The organism is Arthrobacter sp. TWP1-1 (assembly GCF_049897845.1).
Classification (GTDB): Bacteria; Actinomycetota; Actinomycetes; order Actinomycetales; family Micrococcaceae; genus Specibacter.
In genome coordinates this window covers 206,633-229,818 of the sequence record NZ_JAFCXC010000002.1, presented here as the reverse complement: position 1 = coordinate 229,818, position 23,186 = coordinate 206,633, and the positions used below count along the sequence as shown (strand labels likewise).

Genomic DNA, 23,186 nt, shown 5'->3' with positions numbered 1-23,186 from the left:
ACGACGCCTTTCTATGTCATTGTCTGAGCGATGACCACGCACGACTACATATGTACGGCGGCCTCGCCAGAGTTGACGGCGGTGTGCTCGCGGCTGCGGTACATCAGGGCCGTCACGATGGCACCAACCACCAGAAGAATGGCACAAGCGAGGTAAGCGCCCTGGTAACCACTGACGAGGGATTCAAGCTGGCCCGCGCCCGCGTCAACGGCGGTGATGGTTGCACCTGCGACGAGGGTGTTGAGAACAGCCAGACCAATGGAACCACCGAGCTGCTGCGAGGCATTCACGGCAGCCGATGCGGCACCCGCGTGGTGCCGGTCTACGCCCAGTGTGCCAACACTGAGAGCCGTTGAAATGATGGCGCCCAGACCGATGGCGATGATGAACATCGGCACTGCCACGTGCAGTGCGTAGCCGCTGTCCGCCTTGGCCAGCATGAGCAGGACCGTACCGATGGCGGAAACCAACATGCCAGCCGGAACCAACACCTTGGCTCCAAGTTTGGGCATCAGGATCGAAGTTGAAAGCATGGCGGAAACCATGATGCCCAGGCACAACGGCAACACGGCCAGTCCTGTCTGCAACGGCGTAAAGCCCAGAACGATTTGCAGATAGTAGACCAGGTACAGGTTCACCCCGAAGATGACAGCGCCAGCAACAAAGATGGCAAGCATGGAGGCGCCGCGATCCCGATGAGTCACGATGTGCAGTGGCAGCAGAGGGGATTTCCCCTTGCGCTGGATCATCACGAAGACGATCAAGAATACGACGCCGGCAGCAAGGAATCCCCACGTGCTGCTGCTGGAAAAGCCGTGCTCTTCGGCGTTCGTGAATCCGAAGACCAAGGAGAAGAAACCCAACGTGGCGAAGACCGCACCGGGCACGTCCAGTTTGACACCACGCTCGCGCACTGTCGGTGCGATGGTGATGACACCAACAACGAAAGCGACGGCGGCAAAAGCGATGTTCACGTAAAGCGTCCAGCGCCAGGTCATGAATTCCGTCAGGACCCCACCCAGCAGAAGACCGACGGCGCCACCGGCACCAGCCAGGGCGCCGTAGATACCGAATGCTTTTCCGCGTTCGGCCGGATCTGTGAACGTGGTGGTAAGCAGCGACAGGGCAGCCGGGGCCAGTAGCGCTGCGAAAATACCCTGCAGCACACGGGCTGCCAACAGAACGCCGAAGGTCGGCGCCGCGCCACCCAACGCGGAGGCCACAGCAAAGCCAACCAGTCCGATGAGGAAGATTTGCTTGCGGCCCATCAGGTCAGCAATGCGACCGCCAAGCAGGAGCAGTCCGCCAAAAGCGAGGGCGTAGGCCGTGATGACCCACGGACGGAGTATGTCGGAAAACCCAAGGTCAATCTGGGCGCTGGGCAGTGCCACATTCATAATCGTTGCGTCCAGAACCACCATGAGCTGGGACATGCCAATGGCAAGCATTGACCACCAGCGCAGGGCCGTCCATTTTGAATCCGGAGCTGACGGTTGGGTCTGGTTGACCTGTTTCGGTTGCGTTGCAGTACTCATATACCTTGCCTCTTGCGAATGATGAAGCCATCCCATCGGAATAGCTATTCCACCATGTTACTACATGCGGAACAGCTATTCCGGACGAATGGAAGTCAGGCTAGACTTGTGTTGTCTTGTATTGACCAAGCTTTATAACCGACCATCGAAGGCTTCACCCGCATGCCGCTGCCGCCATCATTGAATAACCAGACGCCCGCCAACCAGCTCCCTGGAGCGGACATCGCCGTCGTGCCCGCCGGGGCGGAAACGGCCACAGATCTGGCGCATGCACGTGACCGGCAGCTACATGACGCGGCCCATGAACTCTTTTCCCGAGACGGACTTGGCGTGCCCTTAGCGGATGTGGCCAAGGCGGCGGGTATCGGTGTTGCCACCCTGTACCGCCGCTACCGCGACAAGGATCTGCTGATCCTTGAGGTGTACCAGGATCATATGGCCTATGCCGAGAAACTCTCCGTGGAGGCGAACGACTACCAGGATGCTTGGGAAGGGCTCGTCTTCTTCTTGAGCCGCAGCACGGATCAATTCATGGCAGATCGGGGCATGCGCGAGTTGATTCTCGGCGGTTATGTCGGTGGCGTTGGCTGGGCCAGAGGTTCTTCCCACGCAGAACTCATCGAGGCTCTTGACAATCTCGAACACCGAGTCACGAACCAGCTTGAGCATCTCGTTTCCCGAGCCAAGGCCCAACACTCCGTCAGGAGCGATTTCGAGCCAACGGACGTGCTCCTCATGACAGCAATGGCCAACGCGGCTGCGCCGGTCAAGGAGTCCGGATGGCCGGTGTCCGGCCAGCGCGCACTTCAGCTGTTGATCGAGGGCATCCGCCCGCCCAAGTAAGCCATTGCGGCGACCACCTGAGCTTGAACACCTACGGCCAGTGTCGGATCAATGACGGGCGCAAAGAACGGCGAATGATTCGCTGGAATGTCCGCATCTAGCGTGCCCCGATTCGCAGCCGCCCGATATTGTTCCGGATCACTGCCGCCAAGGAACCAGTAGCTGTAAGGGACGCCGAATGCGTCAGGGATAGCGCTAAAGTCTTCGGAAGCGGTCTGTCGCACCGCTAGATGGACGGCCTCCTGACCAAAATGGGACGTAAAGGCGTCCGTGATTCGCGCCGTAACACCGGGGTCGTTGTTCGTGAGTGGGAACCGATCGTATAACTCGAACTCCGGCTCCTTTGGTGATCCCGCAGCAGCGCATTCTCCCCTCACGATGCGCTCGATGGCAGCCAGGACGCGCGCGCGAACGTCGTCGTCGTAGTTGCGGATGTTCAGCAGCATCGTGGCGCGATCGGGGATGATGTTGGATTTTGTGCCGGCATTCAACGCACCCACCGTCACCACGGCGGACTCCCCCGGCTTGACCTCTCGCGAAACGATCGTCTGCAGCTTCAGCACAATGGACGCGGCCAGAACCACAGGATCCACCGACATGTGCGGCATGGACCCGTGCGAACCCTTCCCGTAAACCGTGATCTTGAGCGAATCAGCTGCGGAAAGTACGGGCCCGGCCGCGATGGCCAGCGTCCCTGCAGGCAACGGCATGACATGTTGTCCAAGGACGACGTCAGGCCTGGGCACCTTGCCGACGAGGCCGTCCTCGACCATGACGCGGGAGCCCCCTCCGGCTTCCTCCGCCGGCTGGAACAAGGCAATATAGGTCCCCGACCACGCGTCGTGGCGCTCGGCCATCAGCCGTGCGGCACCGAGCAAAGCCGTCACGTGCACGTCGTGACCACAGGCATGCATAACGCCATCAACCTCGGACGAGTATGGCAGTCCGGTGGCTTCGGTGACAGGCAATGCGTCCATGTCAGCACGTGACATAACTGTGGGACCCTCGCCGTTAACCAGCACGCCAACCATGCCCGTTCCACCGATGTGCTGCACCGCATAACCGAAGGATTTGAGTTGATCGCTCACTAATCTGCTGCTCGCATGCTCTTGGAAGCTCAATTCAGGGTTCCGATGCAATTGCTTGTACGTCTCCGTGAGCCAGTCCATGGCGGGGTCGAGAGCGGCGAGGACTTCTCTTTCCGGAGCAGTGCTTTGCTGGTTCATGGCACAACGCTTTCTGAAAAAGCCATGGCGTCGATGCGCAGAATCAGTCTCGCGGGGTATCCGCGCCGGTTGCCGTGGTGATTGGATCTCAATCCTAGAATGATTCAAGCACTAGTAGGCCACGGCGGGTGGATCCACCCGCAATTAGTCACAGTCACCGAGACACCGCCACCGAAAGCGAAAATCATGCCCCACTTCGATTTAGTCATCATCGGCACGGGATCGGGCAACTCGATTCCGGGACCGGAGTTCGATCATTGGAACATCGCCATTGTTGAGGACGGTCTGTTTGGCGGGACCTGCCTGAACGTGGGGTGCATCCCCACTAAGATGTACGTCCACCCGGCAGAGTTGGCCGACGCCGCCCGCCACGGCCGCCCGCTGGGTATCAACGCCCAGCTGAACTCCGTGGACTGGCCCGCCATCCGGGACCGGATCTTTGCTCGCATCGACGCCATTGAGGCCGGTGGACGCAGCTACCGTGGAGGGGCCGAATGCCCCAATATCACCGTGTTTGCCGGACGAGGTCGCTTTACCGGACACAAGAGCCTGCACGTTGACATGCACGACGGCGGCACCGCCCAGGTGACGGCCGACAGATTTGTCCTCGCTGCAGGCTCGCACGCCGTGGTCCCCCACGTGTCTGGCCTCGCAGCATCAGCGGGTTCTGATGCGGCAGCTCGCGAGAGCGACGGGGCACCGTTCCACACCTCGGATACCATCATGCGCATCGCCGAGCTGCCGGCCAGCATCATTGTTCTGGGCGGAGGTTATATCGCCGCGGAGTTCGCCCACGTATTCTCGTCGTTTGGTGTCAAGGTCACCCAGATCGCGCGCGGCAAGCGCCTGCTCAAGTCGCAGGACGCAGACGTGTCCGCCCTCTTCACTCAGGAAGCTTCTGCGCGTTATGAGGTCCTTCTGGAGACGACGGTTAGTCACGCGGCCAAGTCAGGTGACGGCGTCGAACTTGACGTAAATGGACCCAACGGGGCAGCAACGATCACGGCGGACATTCTTCTGATCGCCACGGGACGCCGCCCCAATGGTGCAGGTCTTGAGGTTGAAAAGACCGGTGTTGCGCTGGACGCCCACGGCAGGGTGGTGGTTGACGAATTCCAGTGCACGGCCGTCGAGGGCATCTATGCGCTGGGTGACATTTCCTCCAAGTTCCAGCTCAAGCACGTCGCCAACCACGAAGCGAAGGTCGTCAAACATAACCTTGCCAACCCGGACGCTCGGATCAGCTCGGATCACCGCTTTGTTCCGGCCGCCGTGTTTACCGATCCGCAGGTTGCATCCGTTGGCATCACCGAGGACCACGCGGTCAAGGCCGGAATCCCCTACGCCGTGAAGGTGCAGAAGTATGCCGATATCGCGGCCGGCTGGGCGCGGGAGGATGCCAGGCACTTCCTGAAGGTTCTGGCGGACCCTGCCACGGGCTTATTGCTCGGCGCGCACGCCATTGGCCCCGAGGCGGCCACCATCATCCAGCCCCTGATTCAGGCCATGCACTTCGGCCAGAGTGCCCACGACGTGGCCCGTAACCAGTACTGGATCCACCCGGCCCTGTCCGAGTTGGTGGAGAACGCACTGCTGGGCTTGCCTGAACCAACGGCCCCATAGCCGCGCCAGGCTCAAGCCACAAGCCAGAAGTCGCCAGGCGCAAGGCGCACAAAAGGAGGAAGTCACCTTGGTTCAGGGTGTCTTCCTCCTGCTTTTTCTAGCTGTTTACGCCAAAACCTGGCGCTTTGAGGAGATCACGCCGGTGTCGAAACCGGCAAGATGCAGTCCCCCGTGGAAGCGGGCGTGCTCGATCTTGACGCAGCGGTCCATGACCACGGCCAATCCGGCGGCCTCGGCTTTCGCCGCAACCTCCTCGTGCCACGAACCCAGCTGCAGCCAGATCGTTTTGGCGCCTATTGCAAGGGTTTCCTCCAACACCGACGGAAGATCGTCATGGCGGCGGAAAACATCCACTAGGTCAGGGACCTCCGGCAGATCGGCCAGCGACTTGTACACCGGCTGGCCCAAGATCTCAGTAGCCACCGGATTCACAAAGTAGACCCGGTACCGGCTAGAGGACAGCAGGTACGTGGCCACGAAGTAGCTGGCACGGGAAGGTTTGTCCGAGGCCCCAACGATGGCAATGGACTTTGTCCGGCCCAGAATGGCCAGACGTTCTGGAGCTGTTGGCCCTACCCAAGTACGTTCAGTGGTGCTCATGCGATTGCTCCAATCGTGCAGGACGGTGCCGCAGCGTCGTCGGTGGTGTCCCCTCCGGATTCTTGGGCCACAGTAAGTGCCTGATCCAGATCCCACAGGATATCGGAGAGGTCCTCGAGCCCCACGGAGATGCGAATCAAGTCCTCGGGCACACCTGCCGCGTTGAGCTGATCGGCCGAGAGCTGCTGGTGTGTGGTGGAGGCCGGGTGCAGCACCAAGGTCCGGGAATCACCAATATTGGCCAGATGGCTGGCCAACTGCAGCGAGTCGATGAACGTCTTTCCGGCAGCACGGCCGCCGCGCACACCGAAGGCAAACACGGAGCCAACGCCCTTGGGGAGGTACTTCTGGCCCCGCTCAAAGTCGGGGTGGCTGGGCAGTCCGGCGAACTTGACCCATGAGACGCGCTCATCGGCTTCGAGCCATGCTGCCACCTCGGTGGCGTTGCGCAGGTGTTCATCCATGCGCTGAGGCAACGTCTCAACACCCTGCAGCAACTGGAACGCGGACTGTGCCGAGAGCGCCGGACCAATGTCACGCAACTGCTCGGAGCGCAACTTGGTCAGGAATCCATACTCGCCAAAGTTGCCCCACCAGGACACATTGCCGTAGGACGCAACCGGCTCGGTCATCGAAGGGAATTTACCGTTGCCCCAATTAAAGCGGCCCGATTCAACCACAACACCGCCGAGCGTTGTGCCATGGCCGCCGAGGAACTTGGTAGCCGAGTGAATGACGATGTCGGCCCCGAATTCGATGGGGCGGATCAGGTACGGCGTGCTCAGGGTGGCATCCACCACGAGAGGTACGCCGGCCGCGTGGGCCACAGCAGCCAGACCTTCCAGATCGGCGATGTCGCCGGAGGGGTTTGCCACGATCTCCGTGTAGACGGCCTTCGTGTTCTCCTTGATGGCAGCTGCGAAATCGGCCGGATCGTTGGAGTCGATGAAGGTTGTGTCCACGCCGAAGCGACGCAGCGTCACATCGAGCTGCGTGATGGTTCCGCCATACAACTTGGAGGAGGCCACAATGTGATCCCCCGCCCCTGCTAGTGCGGCAAAGGTGACAAATTCCGCAGCCATGCCCGACGCCGTTGCAACAGCTCCGATGCCGCCCTCCAGAGACGCAATGCGCTCCTCAAAGGCTGCAACCGTGGGGTTGCCGATACGTGAGTAGATGTTGCCGTACTTTTGCAGCGCAAACAGATTCGCGGCGTCGTCAGTGTCTTTGAACACGAACGAAGTGGTCTGGTAGATCGGCACCGCGCGGGCGCCGTGCTCGGCGTCGGGTGTGCCACCCGCGTGGAGGGCCCGGGTACGGAATCCGAATGTGTGTTCTGCCATTAGATGGATACCTTCTCGAAGTTGGTTTCCGGCAACAGTGAGGTGTCCAGCTCGGTTCCGTTCTTGCGGGCCAGGTCTGCCTCGAGCTCGCGGACAATCGGCATGACGTCCTTGCCGAACGCGGCAACTTCTTCCTGGAAGTGCAGGTAGCCGGTCAGCAGCAGGTTTACGCCGCGTTTCTTGTATTCCACAATGCGGGTTGCGAGCTGCTCGGGGGTACCGATCAGCTGGGTCTTGAAACCGTCGTTGTACTGGATCAGATCCTCGAAGGAGGAATCCGCCCACATGCCCTTGCCGTCCTTGGTGGAGGCGCCGGCTTCCTTGACTGCGGCAGCAAATCCCTCGACGGCGGGGCGGTGCGCCTTGGCCACGATTTCGCGCAGCGTCTCGCGGGCTTCCTTTTCCGAGTCGCGGGCAATGACAAAGCCATTGAGGCCAAAGCGCGGCTTGCGTCCGCTTTCGGCAGCCGCGGCCAGCACGCCGTTGACGTTCTCGGTGTAGCCCTCCAGTGTGCGGCCGTTGGAGAAGTACCAATCAGCCACGCGCCCGGCGGTGGCCTGCGCAGCTGTTGAGTTGCCGCCAAAGAAGATCTCCGGGTGTGCGCGGCCGGGTACGTCCACGGGAGCCGGCTTGAGCGTGAACTCGTTGATGTTGTAGTACTTGCCGGCCTGGGAGAATTCCTGCTCGGTCCAGAGACCACGCAACACGCGAATGAATTCCTCTGTGCGGACATAGCGCTCGTCATGCTCCAGCCAGTCCAAGCCAAAGTTGACGAACTCATCCTTGAGCCAGCCGGAAACAATGTTCACGGCGGCGCGGCCGTTGGAAAGGTGATCGGCGGTGATCATGAACTTGGCCAACACGCCGGGGTGCCACATGCCCGGGTGAACGGCGGCAATAACCTTCAGGCGCTCCGTTGCACCGAGCAAGGCCAAGGAGAAGCTCGTGGCCTCGTGCTGCTGATCCGCGCCATAGGACGCCGCGTAGCGAGTCTGCGTCAGTGCGTACTCAAAGCCACTGTTCTCGGCGATCTGCGCCAGCTTCTTGTTGTAGTCAAAGCTCCAGTCGGTGCGCTGTTCGATGGTGCTCACCACCAAACCGCCGGAAACGTTGGGAACCCAATAGGCAAACTTGAGCGGGGTGGCGAAGTCTGCAATGTTTTCTGGTGCGCTGCTCATGAGTGATCCTTCTTTTTGTTCTGGTCATTTTGGTATTGGGTAACGGCCGCGACGATGCCGGCCATCGATTCTTCATTTTGTAGCGAGGTGGTGTCGCCCAGGGGCGTCCCCTCAAACATTTGGGTCAGCAACCGGCGCATGATCTTTCCGGAGCGTGTCTTTGGGACATCAGGAACCACGACGATGGCGGCCGGCTTGGCGATGGGCCCAATCATGTGTGCCACGTGGGCACGCAATTCGGCTTCCAACGCGATGGGTTCCGGCTCACCGTGGGTCACCACAAAGGCGACGGCGGCATGCCCCGTCAGCGAATCGGCAACGGGGGTGACGCCGGCTTCAATGACGCTGGGGTGGGACACCAGCGCCGATTCAATCTCGATGGTGGAGAGCCTGTGACCGGAAATATTGATGACGTCATCGATGCGGCCAAGGATCCAGACGTGACCGTCCGCGTCATAACGGGCCCCGTCGCCAGCGAGGAAGTAACCCTGTTTGGCGAACTTTCGCCAGTATGAATCGAGGTAGCGCTGCGGGTTTCCCCAGACCGTGCGAGCCATGGCAGGACCTATTCCGTCAACCACAATCAGACCCTGCACATCGCGCTCAACGAGCGTTCCGGCGTCGTCCACTATGCGTACGCTCACTCCGGGCAGGGCACGGGATGCGCAACCGGGTTTGAACGTTGTGTCATCGGGTCGGGGCGAGAGGATGGTGGCGCCGGTCTCGGACTGCCACCAGGTGTCGACCATGGGCAGGGTGCCACCGCCAAGCTGATCCCGCAGCCAGTTCCAGGCTTGCGGATTGACGGCCTCGCCCACCGTGCCAAGGAGGCGAAGTGAGGAAAGGTCGTGGTGGGCCGGAACGCCGTCGGGGAACCAGCCCATAAGTGAGCGGACCAAGGTCGGCGCCGTGTAGTAGCTGGTGACACCGTAGCGTTCGATGATCTCAAAATGACGGCCGGGGTGAGGAGTGTTGGGAGTGCCCTCGAAGATGACCTGCGTGACGCCGTTGGACAGCGGCCCATAGATCTCGTAGGTATGCGCCGTGACCCAGGCCAGATCCGCCGTGCACCAATGCACATCCTGCTCGCGCAGTGCTGGGTCAGGGTTGCTGAACAACAGCTCGTGGCTGTATGAGGCTTGCGTGAGGTAACCGCCGGTGGTGTGGACCAGGCCCTTAGGTTGGCCGGTTGTCCCGGAGGTGTACATGATGAACAGCGGTGTTTCGGCGTCAAAGTACTCGGCCGTGTGCTCGGTGCTGGCACCGCCGACGGCGTCATGCCACCAGACGTCTCGGCCCTCGGTCCAGTCGATATCTGAACCTGTACGGCGAACCACCAAGACGTGCTCGATTGAGTTTTCACCGGACACGGCAGCATCGGCATTGGCCTTGACCGGCACGGCGGCGCCTCTGCGGAACTGGCCATCGGTGGTGACCAATAACTTCGCTCCGGTGTCCTCAACACGGAACTTCAAGGCTTCAGCAGAGAAACCACCAAACACCAATGAATGAATGGCCCCGATGCGCGCCACGGCCAAGGTGATGATGATGGTTTCAGCAATGACAGGTAAGTAAATGACCACCCGATCGCCCTTGCCGATACCCAACGCCTCAAGGGCATTCGCTGCCTGGCAAACCTCGTCTTGGAGTTCGCGGTAGGTGATGGCGCGGCGATCACCGGGCTCACCCTCACAGTAGAGGGCCACCTTCTCTCCCCTACCGGCACTAACATGGCGGTCCACGCAATTGACTGCGGCATTAAGTTTGCCGCCAGCAAACCATTCAATGCTTGGAACCCGAAGTTCACCGGAGGCGGGATCCATGGCCGGGACAAAGGTGTGGTCGGTGTGCCACGGCTGCACCCAATCAAGCCGGCGGGCTTGTTCAGCCCAAAAGTCCACCCTCAGGGCGTCTTCTACTGATCGCCGTGTGGCAGGTTCGGGGGCAATGCTGGTGGTACTCATGAAAACTCCATCAATCCTGGCTGTCGCACCCTTGCGTGCCAGCGGGTAGCTAAGGAGCCTCCGCGAGCAATTCAGGTACCGCGGCCTCAATGGTCCAGGTCTCTTGGCCGCAAGAAATATTTCTTCATAACTAGACCCCATAAGCAGCCCTGTCGCCAAATTTCCGGGTAATAAATGGTCACTATGTGGAACAAGTGCGGTAGAGAGCCATAGTTCGTAATCCCAAATCGTTCATTAGTTCAGTCAGGTGGTAATTTTTCACTCAGGACGGCAGCCGCTGTCCAGGCCAAATTTGGCCGCAATGAAGGAGTCGCCATGTCACAGTCACCCGCCATCGCCGAGCAAGGACCGTCCACCCATCACGGCTTTGCCGACATGCTCAGTGCCGACGACTTCAAATCCGCTTTTCGCAACCATCCTGCCGGCGTAGCCGTGATCACCGCCGACATTGGCGCCGGACCCGTAGGGCTGACGGCAACGTCCGTCATCTCCGTTTCGGCCAACCCGCCCTTGGTGGTGTTTTCATTGTCGTCAGCATCGTCGTCGACCCCCACGGTAAAGCGTGCTGAGACCGTCGTGATCCATCTACTCGGGGCTGAGCAGATCGGCCTGGCGAAGAATTTTGCCACCAGTGGCATTGACCGCTTCGAAGACACCTCGATCTGGTCTCGCCTGATTACCGGTGAACCGTACCTGCCTTCCTCAAACGCGTGGATGCGCGGCCGGATCGTCAATCAGATGGATGCCGGGGATTCGACAGTCGTCGCCGTGCAGATCCTGCAGGTCGATCTACCCGGCGAGACTGGCCGGTCCGCACAGGAATCCCGTCCGCTGGTCTACCACAACCGCACATGGCACTCCCTGAGTGAAACCTCCGTGGTGGAGTAGCGTCAGGGAAACCTTGAATGTGTTGCACATCACCAGAGATTCTTGGAATCCCGCAGCACTACGGGCCGTTATCAATAGTTGAAGCTTGAAACTTCGCGGGTCCGTGCGTGCTGCACTTATCCGTAATCCTTCAACACCGGGAGTTTTCCTTATGACAACAACTGTCCTCACCCTCGTAGGTTCCTTGCGCAACGGTTCCACCAACCGTCAGCTGGCCGAGGCAACAGCCTTGAACGCTCCCGACGGCGTGACCGTCAACGTGTTCTCCGGGCTGGAGAACATTCCGTTCTACAACGAGGACACCGACGTTGAAGGTCAGGTTCCGGAAGCTGCTCGCGAGCTGCGTGCCGCAGCCGCCGACGCCGACGCACTGCTGCTGGTCTCCCCCGAATACAACGGCACCATGCCTGCCGTTTTGAAGAACGCCATTGACTGGCTGTCCCGCCCGTTCGGCAACAGTGCCGCCAAGGACATGCCCGCCGTCGTTATCGGCACCGCATTCGGCCAGTACGGTGGCGTCTGGGCCCAGGACGAGGCCCGCAAGGCCCTGACCATTGCCGGCGCGAACGTCCTTGAAGACGTCAAGCTGTCAATCCCCAACTCGGTGGTGCGTTTCGCCGAGCTTCACCCGAAGGACGACGCCGAAGTTGTCGGCCAGGTTGCTGCCGTTCTTGAAGGCATCCGCGCCGTAGCCGCCAAGAACTAGAGTTCCTGATTGCCTGTTGTGCCCTGACCCTGCGGGGTTGGGGCATAGCGTTTTTAATGCCGTTTTTTGTGTCTTGCAGGGTCTTGCCGGGTCTTGCGAGCAACCTCCGTGGCATGATTGGCGGGCAAGTCCAGCACTCTGCGGACTGGAAGAGGAGTTGGAGCCATGGTTACTAATGTCGACGTAGTTGTCATTGGCGGCGGAGCCATGGGTTCCGCCGCAGCATTGAGTGTGGCCCGCAGTGGGAAGTCAGTGGTGTTGCTGGAACAATTCGCTTCTGGACACAGCCTTGGTGCTTCCCATGGCGCAACCCGAAACTTCAATATTGCCTACCGGGAACCCGAGTACCTTCGCTTGGTCAGCGAGGCCCGTTCCTTATGGGACGAGCTTGCGCAGGAGACCGGCCTCGCGCTGCTGGACCTTGTGGGACTCGTCAATCACGGCAATCTCGGAGTGCTCAAGGAGATCCACAGGGCCCATCAGGGATTTGGTATCCGCAGCTCGTTCATGGGGCCGCAAGAGGCCATGGCCCGGTGGAAAGGCATGCGCTTTCGTTCCGACGTGCTTTTTGTCCCGGAATCAGGACGGGTACGGGCGGCCGAGGCACTGAAGGCGCTGCGCATCGGCGCCGAAGCCAAGGGTGCACAATTTCTCTACGAAACACCTGTGCGAACTGTTGAGGTCCTGAGTGAGGATCTCGTCTCAGTGTCCACGGACACGAACGAATACCGGGCCACGCGCGTCATTGTCACGGCTGGAGCCTGGACCCGGAAACTGCTCGATGGGATCGTCGAACTCCCCCGGCTCGTGGTGACCCAGGAACAGCCGGCGCACTTCCGGCCGGTGAGTTCAACTCTCGAGTGGCCGAGCTTCAATCACAATCCGGATCCCGGTACGCCCGATGACGACTACTGGTACAGCCCGACGTATGGCATGGCAACTCCCGGTGAAGGCATCAAAATTGGGTGGCATGGCGTGGGGCCCGTGGTTGATCCCGATGCGCGGGATTTCACGGCCGAACCGATCCAATTGGAGGCCCTTCGCCGCTACGTGCGTGATTGGTTCCCCGGGCTTGACGCCGATTCCTTCGAAACCATCAGCTGCACCTACACCTCCACGGATTCGGGCGATTTCATCCTGGACCGCTTCGGTCCCGTCGTGGTCGGTGCAGGCTTCTCCGGGCACGGCTTCAAGTTCACTCCGGCCATCGGGCGAATCCTGGCTGACCTCACCGACGGCATCGACGCACCGGAACTTTTCCGAACGCCTCGCTCACGCTGAAGCTTTACGAAATAGCTGAGGGCACCGACCACGTGAAAACGGTCGGTGCCCTCAACTTTCTCTGCTCTTCCTGCGAAACGCTAGTTCTTGGTGACTTCCAGTTCCACCACTGCCCACGACAGGGCCGGAAGAGTCAGCCGCAGCTCATCGCCGGAGGCCTTGACGCCCGCAAGAGCTGCCATGCCAATCCGGTCCTGGCCATCCAGGCTGTTCTTGGTGAAGCGGTCCTGTCCCTCCGGGGCTTCCAGCACTTCGGCCCGAGTTACTCGCCCTGCGTCAAAGCCACGCAGGGCCACCTCGACGTCGGCCGCCTCATCGAGGCCACGGTTGGCGAAGAACAACGCCATCCGGCCATTTTCCTCATCCCACGTTGCGCTGACATCCACCAGATCCGCATCACCGAACTTGGCCGTTTCAACCTTGTCGGACTCCACCTGGGTTCGCAGGATCTGGCCCTTGGCCAGTTCCGCCATGCGGGAGAACGGGTAGAAGATGCTTTGACGCCAGGCCGGCCCGTTCGGCTCGGCCAAGATGGGTGCAATGACGTTGACCAATTGTGCCTGGTTGGCAATCTTGACCCGGTCACCGTGACGGAGCAGTGAGTTCAGGAGCGTACCTACGACGACGGCGTCGGTCACGTTGTATTTGTCTTCAATGACGCGAGGATGTTCGCGCCAGCCTGAAGCGTTGACGCGGTGGGGCTGATCCTCGGTGTCCAGTCCACTCTGGTACCAGACGTTCCATTCGTCGAAGGACAGGTTGATGTTCTTCTTGTGCTTGCCCTTGGCGCGGACCGAATCTGCCGTGGCCACCACTGATTCTATGAAGTAGTCCATATCGACCGCACTGGCAAGGAAACTGGCCGCGTCGCCGTCGTGCTCCTGGTAGTAGGCATGCAGCGAGACGTAGTCCACCTCGTCGTAAGCGTGCGTCAGGACCGTCTGCTCCCATTCGCCGAACGTGGGCATGGCCGAACTAGAACTGCCGCATGCCACCAATTCAATCGTGGGGTCAACCAGACGCATGGCCTTGCCGGCCTCCTGCGCTAGGCGACCATACTCGTGGGCTGTCTTGTGGCCAATCTGCCACGGACCGTCCATCTCATTACCCAAGCACCAGAGCTTGATGTCGAAGGGATCCTTGTGCCCGTTCTTGGCACGCAGATCCGACAGGTACGTGCCGCCGGGGTGGTTGGCGTACTCCACGATCTCGCGGGCCGCATTCACCCCGCGGGTGCCCAAGTTGATGGCCTCCATGATTTCGGTCCCAGCCTTGCGGGACCAATCGACAAACTCGTGCAGACCAAAGGCGTTCGTTTCCAAGGTGTGCCACGCACCATCGAGGCGGCGCGGGCGGTTGGCCACGGGGCCAATCCCGTCTTCCCAGTTGTAGCCCGAGACAAAGTTTCCGCCGGGGTAACGGATCACCGTGGCGCCCAGCTCCTTGGTGAGGGCAAGGACGTCCTTGCGGAAGCCTTGATCGTCGGCCTGGGCATGGCCGGGTTCGTAGATGCCTGTATAGACGCACCTACCCATGTGCTCTACAAACGATCCGAAGAGGCGGTGCGGAACTTCTGAGATGGTGAAATCGCGGTCAATACTGATCCGTGCACGTGACATGGCGCTGTTCTCCTGTTGTGTTTTAGTTGTTGACGTGTAGGAAAAAATTAGGTGCCGGCCAGGCCGGTGGTGGAAATGCCCTTGATGATCTGGCGTTGGAAGAAGAGGAACACCACGATCAGTGGCAGTGCCGCCAACAGGGCCGAGGCCATGTTCTGGGCGTACTGGATGCCATAGGCGCTCTTGATGGTCTGCAGCCCAACCGGCAGGGTGAGCATGGAACTTTCGTTCGTGACAATGAAGGGCCACAGGAAGTTATTCCAAGCTCCGATGAACACGAAGATGGCAACGGCCGCCAGAATGGGCCGTGACAGCGGAAGCACTACCTGCCAGAAGATCCGGATCCGTCCGGCACCGTCCACGAGAGCGGCATCTTCAAGTTCGCGGGGAATCTGGTCAAAGAACTTCTTGAGTACAAACACCATGGCCGGAGCAATGACTTGCGGCAGGATGATCCCCCAGTACGTGTCAATCATGTGAAATGAAACCATCTGGTAGAACAAAGGAATGATCAGCACCGGGGGCGGCACAATGAGCGAGGCGACGATGATGGTCATCATGACCTTCCGGCCCTTGAAATCAATCCTCGACAGCGCATAGGCGGCCAGCGTCGAGATGGCCAAGGTGATGATCGTGATGGCTGCCGCGGTGAAGAGCGAGTTGATTGTCCACTGCGGAATGTTTCCTTGTTGCAGAACCTTGGCAAATGCATCAAAGGTGAACCCGGACTTAGGGACAAGGGTGATGGGGGTGGCCGCTGCTTCCGTCTCGCTTTTGAGTGCCGTGATGGTGGCCCAGGCGAAGGGAACAAGCCAGGTGACGGCTAGGACGGCCACGATGAAGGTGGCGAGAACTCGGCTCGGCTTGATGCGTTTCCGACGTCGTATGACGAGAGTTGGGCGCGCACCGCCGGCGCTTTGATGGGTGGGAGTGAGTGTCGAGGCAGTCATGGTTTATGCGCTCCTCTTACGAGTGACAAAGAACTGTGAAATCGAGACGATGACGATGATGGCGAAGAAGATGTAGGAGATGGCTGCTGAATATCCCAAGCGATATCCTGTGAAGCCGGACTCGAAGATGTACTGCACGACGGTTCGGGTGGATCCTGCCGGGCCGCCGGCCGTCATTTGATAAACCTGATCAAAGATCTTCAACGAGGCCAGCACCTGCAGGATGACGATCATGAGCGTAGTGGCCTTGATCTGCGGCAAAGTGATGGAGAAGAACTGTCGCCATCCGCCGGCTCCGTCCAGCTGGGCCGCCTCATAGTGCGCCTGGGGAATGTTTCCCATGGCGGCCAAGTACAGGAGAAAATTGAAACCAACAGTCCACCAGAGTGTGGCTATGACGATCGACCACATGGCCACATCTGGATTGTTGAGCCAGTCAATGGGGGCAATGCCGATCTTCCCCAGGAGTTCGTTGATGAGGCCCAGCTGGGGGTTGTACATCCACACGAAGAACAACGAAACAACTGTGGACGCCAGTAGATACGGCGCAAAGAAGGATAGCCGCCACAACCACTGTGCAGGCAATCCCATGTTGACAAGGGCCGCCATCGCCAGGGCCACAAGAACCAGTGGCACGGTGCTGATGAGGGTGAAGTAGAACGTGTTGCCCATGGAATGCCACATATCGGCATCACCGAGAGCTTCGAGGTAGTTGGCGAACCCAACGAATTCGCTATTGGCACCCGTGAGTGATTTTCCGGTGAAACTCATATAGAGCCCGTAAATCAGGGGCCAGATGAGGAAGACCCCAAAGAACGCCAAGAACGGTGCCATGAAGGACCATCCGTGTCTGCGGTCTCGCCGCAGCTTGATGGCGTGATTATTTTCAGGTGTTCGTACCGCGGGTATTTCTGACGTGCTAGAAACGGTGGACGTACTCATTGCTTTGGCTCCCTTGCCGCAAAGATGACTCTCCCAAAGATGACTTGCGATGCCTATGAGGTGCTCTGGCCGGCTCTAGACCGGGTTGGGCTTGGACAACAAGGTGTCCAGCCGTTTGATGAAGGAGTCCCAGCCGTCCTTGGCCTTGGTGCGGCCGAGGAAAACGTTCTGGACGTTCTCGGCGAAGAAGGACTGAAAATCCGATCCCGAACCGGTGAACCAGGCTCGCGGATCGTAGTTGATGATGTCCGCCGCGCCTGAATAGTGCGATTGCGGAAGCAGCTCCGCGTACTCTGTTGACCGCACCACAGGCTGGTAGGCGGGGATGTGGCCGGCCTGGGCCCAACTGAATGAGCCCTTCAAGATGTCCGCAACGAATGAGTAGACAAGTTCGCGCTTGCGTGGGTCCAGATTCAATTGGTGCGGCAGTACAAAAGAGTGCGAGTCTGCGTAGGCCGCCGGTGTCCCAAACAACGTGGGAATGGGCATGGCATCAAACGGGACCTTGGCTGTCTGCATGGTGGGCAGCTCCCAGACGCCACTGACGAACATGCCAGAGTCCTGCGCGGCAAACTCTGCAATGGCTGTCCCACCGTCACCGCTGGGCGTGGCGATGGTGTCATCCAGCAGCGAGTGGATGTATTCGAGAACATCAACTGCCACGTCCCGGTCGACCACGGCTTTTTGTCCCTGGACAAGTTCCATGGGTGCCGCATGCTGCTTGTACAGCGTGTAAAACAAACGCCACATCTGCGCCCCGTCACCCAGATAGCCATAGGACAGGCCGTGTTTGCCGGTTACCCTGGCCATCTCAACGGCCAATTCCTTGAAGCCTTCGGGGGTGTATACGGATTCCAGCTGGCCGTTTGCGCCGAGGAGACCTGCCTTCTCCGCCACTTCGGTGTTGTACATGAGAATGAACGGGTGTGAATCAAGGGCGATGGAGAACAACTTCCCATCCTGCAGACTGTTTTCCCAGATTCGGGGCGCAAAGTCCTGCTCGGACACACCCTTGCTGGCCAACAGCTCCAGATCCCAAGAGTCCAGAAGTCCACCTGGGGCGTAGCCAGCAACGCGAGAGGCGTGCATGACAGCCACTTCCGGCGGCCTACCCCCAGCCGACGCCATGGCCAGCTTCGTGTAGTACGGAGGTCCCCAGGCCAAGACTGTTGGATTGACATGAAATTCCTGCTGCGACGCGTTGGCCGCATCAATCATGGCCTGCATTTTGATGCCATCCCCGCCCGAGAGCAGATGCCAGAAACGCAGTTGCTCCTTCTGTGCTGCGTTGGCCGAGCCACCACAGGCGGAGAGTAAACTTCCTATGCCGATAGCCGAAAGGGCCAGTCCCCCACCGCGCAGCAATTGCCGGCGGGAGAAATTATTGACTTGATTCATCGCTCACTCCTTTGGATGCGATTGCACTTCAAGAACTGAGTATTCCCTGCCTCCCCCAACATTCAAGAAGCAAGAAACACATCAGTGATTGTGATCTGCTCCACAGATTACATCGTTGTAATGTGTGGCACAAGACCTTTTTGTTAGCGTGCACAATATTTCTTGTTCGACGGCGTGTGGTCATGGGTGCTGGTGAACAAGGGCCGCGATGACCACCAAATTCTTGCCCGGGGGCTGTTGTGGTGATTCGCTCTAGGTGGACCGGGGGCGAATCACCACAACAGCCCCCGGGTGCCACTATTGAGCGGGCTGGCCCGTATTTGACGCGGTTGTGATCCTCTTGGCTGGCAGCGGCGAGCTCCTTCTCGCGACCAGCTGCGTAATCTGGTGTGGAAAGTTAGCGGATTTCCGTGCTGGCTCGGGACACGAGCCGATAAGGCAGAATGACCTCCACCGGATCCCGCCGCCGGTCCTCCATGCGCCCTGTCAGCAGCCGGAGAACCTCCACGGCAAGGGCCCGCTTGTCGAAGGAAATGGTTGTCAGCGCCGGCACCGCAAACTTGCCGTGGTCAATGTCGTCAAACCCGGCCACGAGGACGTCCTCGGGCACCCGGTGTCCGGCGTCGGCAAGAACACTGAGTGCCCCGATGGCCAACGAGTCCGTGAAACAGAAAATTGCCTGGGGCAGCGGATTCCTCAGGAGGTAGTCACGCAACGCGTGGGCACTGCCCCCGGGTGTCCATTCGTCGCACGGGATTTCAAGCCTTGGGTCATGGGCAATACCAAGTTCGGCCAGGGCCTGCCGATAGCCGCTGGTGCGGACACTGGCGGTGTCCGTGCGCTTCTTTTCCGTGCCGCCCAGGATGGCAATACGGGTCCGGCCGCCAGCGGCAAGGGCCAGCGACATTTCACGGGCCGCATTGAAATTGTCAACACCTACGTGATCCACGCGCCGCTGTTCAACCTCGCCAATCATGACCATGGGCGGAAGGTTCCCACCCACGCGGGTGGCACTTTCATCGAGGGCAACGGGATTGAGGATCAACCCATCAATGAGGTTGGCCCGGGCCTTGGAGACAAGATCCAACTCACGCTGCGGATCGTGACCGGTTTCCTCCAGCTGGACACTCCACCCTTGCTCATGCGCCACTTCCACAATGTGGTGGGCCACCTCGGCGGAGTACGGAGTTCCCAAATCCGGAAGTGCCAAGGCAATGACGCCTGAGCGTCCGTTACGCAGGCCCCGTGCCGACAGATTCGGTATGTAGTCCAACTCGGCAATGGCAGCCTCGACCCTTACCCGTGTTCCTTCACTGACCGGCACCAAGCCGTTGACCACGTTCGAGACAGTTTTGGGTGACACGCCCGCACGAGCGGCAACATCTTTGACGGTGGCCCGCATCGTTCCCCTTTTGTTTCACGAATGTCCCGGCGCACAGCCGATGACACCATCACATTACCCGGCACCCACTGCCTTTCCGCCATACCACTCACCGCGGCGCCAACGCCTATCTGAGGCGCGGTGGAGCCGTTGAGTCCCGGACAACCAACTCGGTAGCCAATTCCATATGCGCCGAATCCAGTGCTTCACCCTTGACCAAGCGAAGCACGGCCCGCAAGGCCGCCCTGCCCATTTCCTGAAGAGGCTGAGCCACGGACGTGAGCCGTGGCAGGGTCTGTTCGGTCAACGGCGTGCCGTCGAAGCCCACAAGGCTCAAGTCGTCAGGCACCCGCAGCCCATGCTGCCGCGCTTCTTCCAAAACACCAAGGGCCACGGTGTCGGACCCGGCAAATATGGCCGTCGGTGGCTCGTCAAGGGTTAGAAGCTCTCGAGTGCCAGCAACACCAAACTGCCTCTTGAACTCCCCCGCCAAGATGTACTCGGGACGCGAGGATATGCCGTGGCTCATCAGAGCCGCCAGGTACCCATGAAGCCGGGCGACACTGCATTCAGCGGCATTGGGCCCGCCCAGGAACGCTATTCGCTCGTGCCCAAGCCCGATGAGGTGCTCCGTAGCTTCCTTGCCGCCGGCCCAATTTGTTGCGCCAACACTGGTGTATCCCTGACGTGGCGGATTCAAGGGGTCAATTACCACCACCGGAATGTTGCGCTGTTGAAATGAGTCCAGCTGTTGGCTCGTCAGTTCGGACGTGACGAGGATGAGCCCCTTGCGCCCGGATTCCACCATGCGCTGGGCCCATTCCTCAGGATTGGCCCGGTGCAGTTTTGCTGGCGTGACGTTGCCAACCACTACGTCAACATCTTCTGCCGCCGCACAATCAAGGATGCCGGTCAGCAACTCCATGGAGTATTGGGTATTTGTGCCATCAATAACCAGGTCAACCATGACTGGTCCGGTGGACCTGGCCCGACGCTGCATCGGTGACTCGTAGCCAAGCTCCGCCAGTGCGGCTTGAACGCGTACACGCGTTGCTTCCGCAACATCGTCGCGTCCGTTGATCACCTTGGACACCGTTGGTGCCGAAACTCCGGCAAGGGCCGCAACAGTCGCAAGGACCGGTTTTGCCTTCAAACCCGCTTGATTCATGCCATCACCCGACTCTTTCGAAATGTTTCAGTCATCGAAGTCTGCAACATTCCCGGCCAATCAGTCAAATAGTCCCCACGAAGGGTTGACATGTGACGACAATCACCACTATGTTCAATCCAGTCGTAGAATTAGTTGCGAAATATTTCGAATCTAATTCTTTTCTTGTTCGTCATCCGCATTCAACGTAGCCACGTATTGGCTCTTTTCAATGGAGATAAGAATGGAACACAACACCACATCGCGCAGATCTTTCCTCACGCTGGCCGGGCTGGCGCCCTTGGCCGTTTGGGGACTTACTGCTTGCGGTACCTCTGGCCCCGGCGGAACTTCGGGCGGCGCTGGCTCGGCCAGCATGTGGTCACTGACCGGCGCTCCCGGTGAGACCATCCGCAAGTCCTCGATCGATGCGTACAACAAGGCCAACGCTGACGAGCAGATCAAGCTCACGTTCTTCCAGAATGACGCGTTCAAAACGAAGATCAAGACCGCCATCGGCGCCGGCGAGGCGCCCACCATGATCTACGGGTGGGGTGGCGGCGGGCTCAAGACGTACGCAGAGGCCGGTCAGGTGATCGATCTGAGCGATTGGCTGGCCGAGAACCCGAAGGTTAAGGACAGGTTGTTCCCTTCCGCTTTTGGTGCGGCAACCGTTGACGGCAAGGTTTATGCCCTCCCCAACGAGACCGTTGCCCCCATCATCTTCTTCTACAACAAGGAGCTCTTTGACAAGGCCGGAGCTCAGCCCCCTAAGACGTGGGATGAGCTCATGACGTTGGTCAAAACGTTTAACGATCTGGGCATCGCACCCATCTCACTCGGTGGCCAGTCCCGCTGGACGTCCATGATGTGGCTTGAGTTTCTGTTTGACCGGGTGGGCGGCCCTGAGGTTTTCAACGACGTCTTCGCCGCGAAGGAAAACGCGTGGTCCAACCCCGCAGCCATCGAGGCCCTGACCAAAATTCAGGATCTCGTCTCGGCCAATGGGTTTATCAAGGGTTTCTCATCCATAACTGCCGATTCCAATGCGGACCAGGCCTTGCTGTACACGGGCAAGGCCGCCATGATGCTTCATGGCGCCTGGACCTATGGCGGTATGAAGAGCGACGGCGCCAACTTCGTTCAGGACGGCAAGCTCGGATGGTTTGACTTCCCAACCGTCGACGGCGGCAAGGGCGATCCGAAGAATACCGTGGGCAACCCCGGCCAGTACATGTCCATCTCGGCCAAGGCGAGCGAGGAAGAGCAGGCGAGCGCGAAGAAGTACTTCGCCGAAGGCATGCTCACCGCCGACGAGGTCTCTGCCTGGATCGCCTCCGGTGCCGTGCCGATCGTCACCGGGATTGAAGATCAGCTGGCGGCGACGGAAGACAAGGACTTCTTGGGCTACGTCTACACGACGGCAAAGGACGCACCCAACTTCCAGCAATCATGGGATCAGGCCTTGAGCCCCACTGCGGCCGAGGCTCTCCTGAACAACATTGACCAGCTGTTCACGAAGTCGATCACGCCGGAGCAGTTTGCCAAGAACATGAACGCGACGCTGGGCAAATGACCTCTACCGTGACTGCGAGAGAGCAGATCTCCGGATCTCGGAGACAGCGGAAAGCGCCAGGGAACGCTCGGAAGACTGACAAAACGAGCCTTGGCAATTCACGTGTCAGTGGGAACACCGCCACGGGCCGATTGAACTGGATGGTGCTGCCGGCACTGATCATCTTCATGGTCTTTGCCATCCTCCCGCTGGCCGGGGTACTCCTCCTTAGCTTCACCGACTGGGACGGCATCGGTGCCATCGGCTTCGCCGGAATTGAAAACTGGCTGCGAGCTTTTGGCGACCCGACCATGTACCAGGCGTTGTGGTTGACGTTTGTCATCATGGCCCTGAGCTGGCTCATCCAGACTCCCATCAGCTTGTTGCTGGGAACGTTCACCGCCGGATCCCAGAAGTACCGGGCGTTGTTGGCGGTGCTGTATTTCCTCCCGCTCCTGCTCTCATCGGCTGCCGTCGCCATCGCCTACAAGGCCTTGCTGGATCCGAACTTTGGCCTCGCCGCCGGCTTGCACATGCCCATTCTGGCTCAGGACTGGCTAGGCCAACCGCAGCTGGCCCTTGGCGTGGTCATCTTCGTGGTGTCGTGGCAGTTCATTCCGTTCCACACGCTCATCTATCAGGGTGGTGTACGCCAGATTCCCAAGTCTCTCTATGAGGCAGCCTCGATTGATGGGGCCGGCAGGGTCAAGCAATTCTTCTTCATTACGGTGCCGCAATTGAAGTACACAATTATCACCTCATCCACCCTCATGGTGGTTGGTGCCGTGACCTACTTTGACATGATCTTCGTGATCACAGGCGGCGGCCCCGGCAACGCCACCCGAAACCTAGCCTTGGATATGTACCTCACCGGCTTCAAAGCCAATCAAATGGGCCAGGCCAGCGTCACGGCCGTGATCCTGGTAGTCCTCGGCTTGGGACTGGCCTTGTGGCTGCAGCGTCTCGGCGGCAAAGACAACAACGGCAGCCAACTGGAAGGCATGTAA

General features: G+C 59.7%; 19 protein-coding genes. 7 read left to right on the top strand and 12 right to left on the bottom strand.

Going from position 1 to position 23,186, the window contains the following annotated elements:
• Positions 1 to 44 precede the first annotated feature (44 nt).
• Positions 45 to 1,535 (bottom strand): MFS transporter, encoded by a 1,491-nt coding sequence (locus ACP7B9_RS04330; RefSeq protein ID WP_425861086.1) that lies wholly within the window; start codon positions 1,533 to 1,535, stop codon positions 45 to 47.
• 162 nt (positions 1,536 to 1,697) lie between these two features.
• Between ACP7B9_RS04330 and ACP7B9_RS04325 the strand changes: the two genes are divergently transcribed.
• Positions 1,698 to 2,378, top strand: coding sequence for a TetR/AcrR family transcriptional regulator (locus ACP7B9_RS04325; protein WP_425861084.1), 681 nt, complete (start codon positions 1,698 to 1,700; stop codon positions 2,376 to 2,378).
• Here ACP7B9_RS04325 and ACP7B9_RS04320 read toward each other — a convergent pair.
• Positions 2,342 to 3,604: an amidohydrolase gene (locus ACP7B9_RS04320; RefSeq protein ID WP_425861082.1), complete on the bottom strand. Its 1,263-nt coding sequence runs from the start codon at positions 3,602 to 3,604 to the stop codon at positions 2,342 to 2,344. The genes ACP7B9_RS04325 and ACP7B9_RS04320 overlap by 37 nt on opposite strands.
• Positions 3,605 to 3,790: 186 nt before the next feature.
• Here ACP7B9_RS04320 and ACP7B9_RS04315 point away from each other — a divergent pair, with 186 nt between their 5' ends.
• Complete coding sequence (locus ACP7B9_RS04315; RefSeq protein WP_425861081.1) at positions 3,791 to 5,227, top strand: mycothione reductase; 1,437 nt, start codon at positions 3,791 to 3,793, stop codon at positions 5,225 to 5,227.
• 105 nt (positions 5,228 to 5,332) lie between these two features.
• Here the strand turns inward: ACP7B9_RS04315 and ACP7B9_RS04310 are convergent, their stop codons facing one another.
• Genes ACP7B9_RS04310 through acs form a run of 4 tightly spaced genes read right to left on the bottom strand, consistent with a single transcriptional unit; the run spans position 5,333 to position 10,312 of the window.
• Positions 5,333 to 5,827, bottom strand: a complete 495-nt coding sequence (locus ACP7B9_RS04310) for a CoA-binding protein (protein ID WP_425861079.1) — start codon at positions 5,825 to 5,827, stop codon at positions 5,333 to 5,335.
• A complete protein-coding gene (locus ACP7B9_RS04305) occupies positions 5,824 to 7,170 on the bottom strand; it encodes an O-acetylhomoserine aminocarboxypropyltransferase/cysteine synthase family protein (protein WP_425861078.1) in 1,347 nt (448 codons plus the stop codon). The genes ACP7B9_RS04310 and ACP7B9_RS04305 overlap by 4 nt, the downstream gene beginning before the upstream one ends.
• Positions 7,170 to 8,348, bottom strand: coding sequence for a dimethylsulfone monooxygenase SfnG (sfnG, locus tag ACP7B9_RS04300; protein ID WP_425861076.1), 1,179 nt, complete (start codon positions 8,346 to 8,348; stop codon positions 7,170 to 7,172). Before sfnG ends, ACP7B9_RS04305 begins: the two co-directional genes overlap by 1 nt.
• On the bottom strand, positions 8,345 to 10,312 hold the full coding sequence (acs, locus tag ACP7B9_RS04295) for an acetate--CoA ligase (protein WP_425861074.1): 1,968 nt from the start codon (positions 10,310 to 10,312) through the stop codon (positions 8,345 to 8,347). The genes sfnG and acs overlap by 4 nt, the downstream gene beginning before the upstream one ends.
• Positions 10,313 to 10,627: 315 nt before the next feature.
• On the opposite strand from acs, the gene ACP7B9_RS04290 reads away from it, so the two are divergent.
• From ACP7B9_RS04290 to ACP7B9_RS04280, 3 genes are all read left to right on the top strand, one after another.
• Complete coding sequence (locus tag ACP7B9_RS04290) at positions 10,628 to 11,200, top strand: flavin reductase family protein (RefSeq protein WP_425861073.1); 573 nt, start codon at positions 10,628 to 10,630, stop codon at positions 11,198 to 11,200.
• Between the two features lie 151 nt (positions 11,201 to 11,351).
• The gene (locus ACP7B9_RS04285) at positions 11,352 to 11,906 is read left to right on the top strand and encodes an NAD(P)H-dependent oxidoreductase (RefSeq protein ID WP_425861071.1); all 555 of its coding nucleotides are present in this window, start codon (positions 11,352 to 11,354) and stop codon (positions 11,904 to 11,906) included.
• A 165-nt stretch (positions 11,907 to 12,071) separates the two neighbouring features.
• Positions 12,072 to 13,187: an FAD-dependent oxidoreductase gene (locus tag ACP7B9_RS04280; protein ID WP_425861069.1), complete on the top strand. Its 1,116-nt coding sequence runs from the start codon at positions 12,072 to 12,074 to the stop codon at positions 13,185 to 13,187.
• Positions 13,188 to 13,267: 80 nt separating this feature from the next.
• Here ACP7B9_RS04280 and ACP7B9_RS04275 read toward each other — a convergent pair whose 3' ends face one another.
• The 6 genes from ACP7B9_RS04275 to ACP7B9_RS04250 form a co-directional block, all read right to left on the bottom strand.
• Positions 13,268 to 14,806, bottom strand: a complete 1,539-nt coding sequence (locus tag ACP7B9_RS04275; protein WP_425861067.1) for an alpha-N-arabinofuranosidase — start codon at positions 14,804 to 14,806, stop codon at positions 13,268 to 13,270.
• A 47-nt stretch (positions 14,807 to 14,853) separates the two neighbouring features.
• Complete coding sequence (locus ACP7B9_RS04270; protein ID WP_425861065.1) at positions 14,854 to 15,756, bottom strand: carbohydrate ABC transporter permease; 903 nt, start codon at positions 15,754 to 15,756, stop codon at positions 14,854 to 14,856.
• 3 nt (positions 15,757 to 15,759) lie between these two features.
• Positions 15,760 to 16,698, bottom strand: coding sequence for a carbohydrate ABC transporter permease (locus ACP7B9_RS04265; RefSeq protein WP_425861064.1), 939 nt, complete (start codon positions 16,696 to 16,698; stop codon positions 15,760 to 15,762).
• Between the two features lie 75 nt (positions 16,699 to 16,773).
• Positions 16,774 to 18,096, bottom strand: a complete 1,323-nt coding sequence (locus ACP7B9_RS04260) for an extracellular solute-binding protein (protein ID WP_425861063.1) — start codon at positions 18,094 to 18,096, stop codon at positions 16,774 to 16,776.
• Positions 18,097 to 18,493: 397 nt separating this feature from the next.
• Entirely contained in the window at positions 18,494 to 19,498 is a 1,005-nt protein-coding gene (locus tag ACP7B9_RS04255) for a LacI family DNA-binding transcriptional regulator (protein WP_425861062.1), read from the bottom strand.
• Positions 19,499 to 19,604: 106 nt separating this feature from the next.
• Positions 19,605 to 20,645 (bottom strand): LacI family DNA-binding transcriptional regulator, encoded by a 1,041-nt coding sequence (locus ACP7B9_RS04250; protein ID WP_425861060.1) that lies wholly within the window; start codon positions 20,643 to 20,645, stop codon positions 19,605 to 19,607.
• A 223-nt stretch (positions 20,646 to 20,868) separates the two neighbouring features.
• Between ACP7B9_RS04250 and ACP7B9_RS04245 the strand changes: the two genes are divergently transcribed.
• Positions 20,869 to 22,200, top strand: a complete 1,332-nt coding sequence (locus tag ACP7B9_RS04245) for an extracellular solute-binding protein (protein ID WP_425861058.1) — start codon at positions 20,869 to 20,871, stop codon at positions 22,198 to 22,200.
• A 140-nt stretch (positions 22,201 to 22,340) separates the two neighbouring features.
• Positions 22,341 to 23,186, top strand: coding sequence for a carbohydrate ABC transporter permease (locus ACP7B9_RS04240; protein ID WP_425861056.1), 846 nt, complete (start codon positions 22,341 to 22,343; stop codon positions 23,184 to 23,186).

What these genes read in the sequence shown, in the direction of transcription:
- ACP7B9_RS04330 (WP_425861086.1), bottom strand. Translation starts at nt 1,535, where the DNA reads ATGAGTACTGCAACGCAACCGAAACAGGTCAACCAGACCCAACCGTCA.
- ACP7B9_RS04325 (WP_425861084.1), top strand. Translation starts at nt 1,698, where the DNA reads ATGCCGCTGCCGCCATCATTGAATAACCAGACGCCCGCCAACCAGCTC.
- ACP7B9_RS04320 (WP_425861082.1), bottom strand. Translation starts at nt 3,604, where the DNA reads ATGAACCAGCAAAGCACTGCTCCGGAAAGAGAAGTCCTCGCCGCTCTC.
- ACP7B9_RS04315 (WP_425861081.1), top strand. Translation starts at nt 3,791, where the DNA reads ATGCCCCACTTCGATTTAGTCATCATCGGCACGGGATCGGGCAACTCG.
- ACP7B9_RS04310 (WP_425861079.1), bottom strand. Translation starts at nt 5,827, where the DNA reads ATGAGCACCACTGAACGTACTTGGGTAGGGCCAACAGCTCCAGAACGT.
- ACP7B9_RS04305 (WP_425861078.1), bottom strand. Translation starts at nt 7,170, where the DNA reads ATGGCAGAACACACATTCGGATTCCGTACCCGGGCCCTCCACGCGGGT.
- sfnG (WP_425861076.1), bottom strand. Translation starts at nt 8,348, where the DNA reads ATGAGCAGCGCACCAGAAAACATTGCAGACTTCGCCACCCCGCTCAAG.
- acs (WP_425861074.1), bottom strand. Translation starts at nt 10,312, where the DNA reads ATGAGTACCACCAGCATTGCCCCCGAACCTGCCACACGGCGATCAGTA.
- ACP7B9_RS04290 (WP_425861073.1), top strand. Translation starts at nt 10,628, where the DNA reads ATGTCACAGTCACCCGCCATCGCCGAGCAAGGACCGTCCACCCATCAC.
- ACP7B9_RS04285 (WP_425861071.1), top strand. Translation starts at nt 11,352, where the DNA reads ATGACAACAACTGTCCTCACCCTCGTAGGTTCCTTGCGCAACGGTTCC.
- ACP7B9_RS04280 (WP_425861069.1), top strand. Translation starts at nt 12,072, where the DNA reads ATGGTTACTAATGTCGACGTAGTTGTCATTGGCGGCGGAGCCATGGGT.
- ACP7B9_RS04275 (WP_425861067.1), bottom strand. Translation starts at nt 14,806, where the DNA reads ATGTCACGTGCACGGATCAGTATTGACCGCGATTTCACCATCTCAGAA.
- ACP7B9_RS04270 (WP_425861065.1), bottom strand. Translation starts at nt 15,756, where the DNA reads ATGACTGCCTCGACACTCACTCCCACCCATCAAAGCGCCGGCGGTGCG.
- ACP7B9_RS04265 (WP_425861064.1), bottom strand. Translation starts at nt 16,698, where the DNA reads ATGAGTACGTCCACCGTTTCTAGCACGTCAGAAATACCCGCGGTACGA.
- ACP7B9_RS04260 (WP_425861063.1), bottom strand. Translation starts at nt 18,096, where the DNA reads ATGAATCAAGTCAATAATTTCTCCCGCCGGCAATTGCTGCGCGGTGGG.
- ACP7B9_RS04255 (WP_425861062.1), bottom strand. Translation starts at nt 19,498, where the DNA reads ATGCGGGCCACCGTCAAAGATGTTGCCGCTCGTGCGGGCGTGTCACCC.
- ACP7B9_RS04250 (WP_425861060.1), bottom strand. Translation starts at nt 20,645, where the DNA reads ATGAATCAAGCGGGTTTGAAGGCAAAACCGGTCCTTGCGACTGTTGCG.
- ACP7B9_RS04245 (WP_425861058.1), top strand. Translation starts at nt 20,869, where the DNA reads ATGGAACACAACACCACATCGCGCAGATCTTTCCTCACGCTGGCCGGG.
- ACP7B9_RS04240 (WP_425861056.1), top strand. Translation starts at nt 22,341, where the DNA reads ATGGTGCTGCCGGCACTGATCATCTTCATGGTCTTTGCCATCCTCCCG.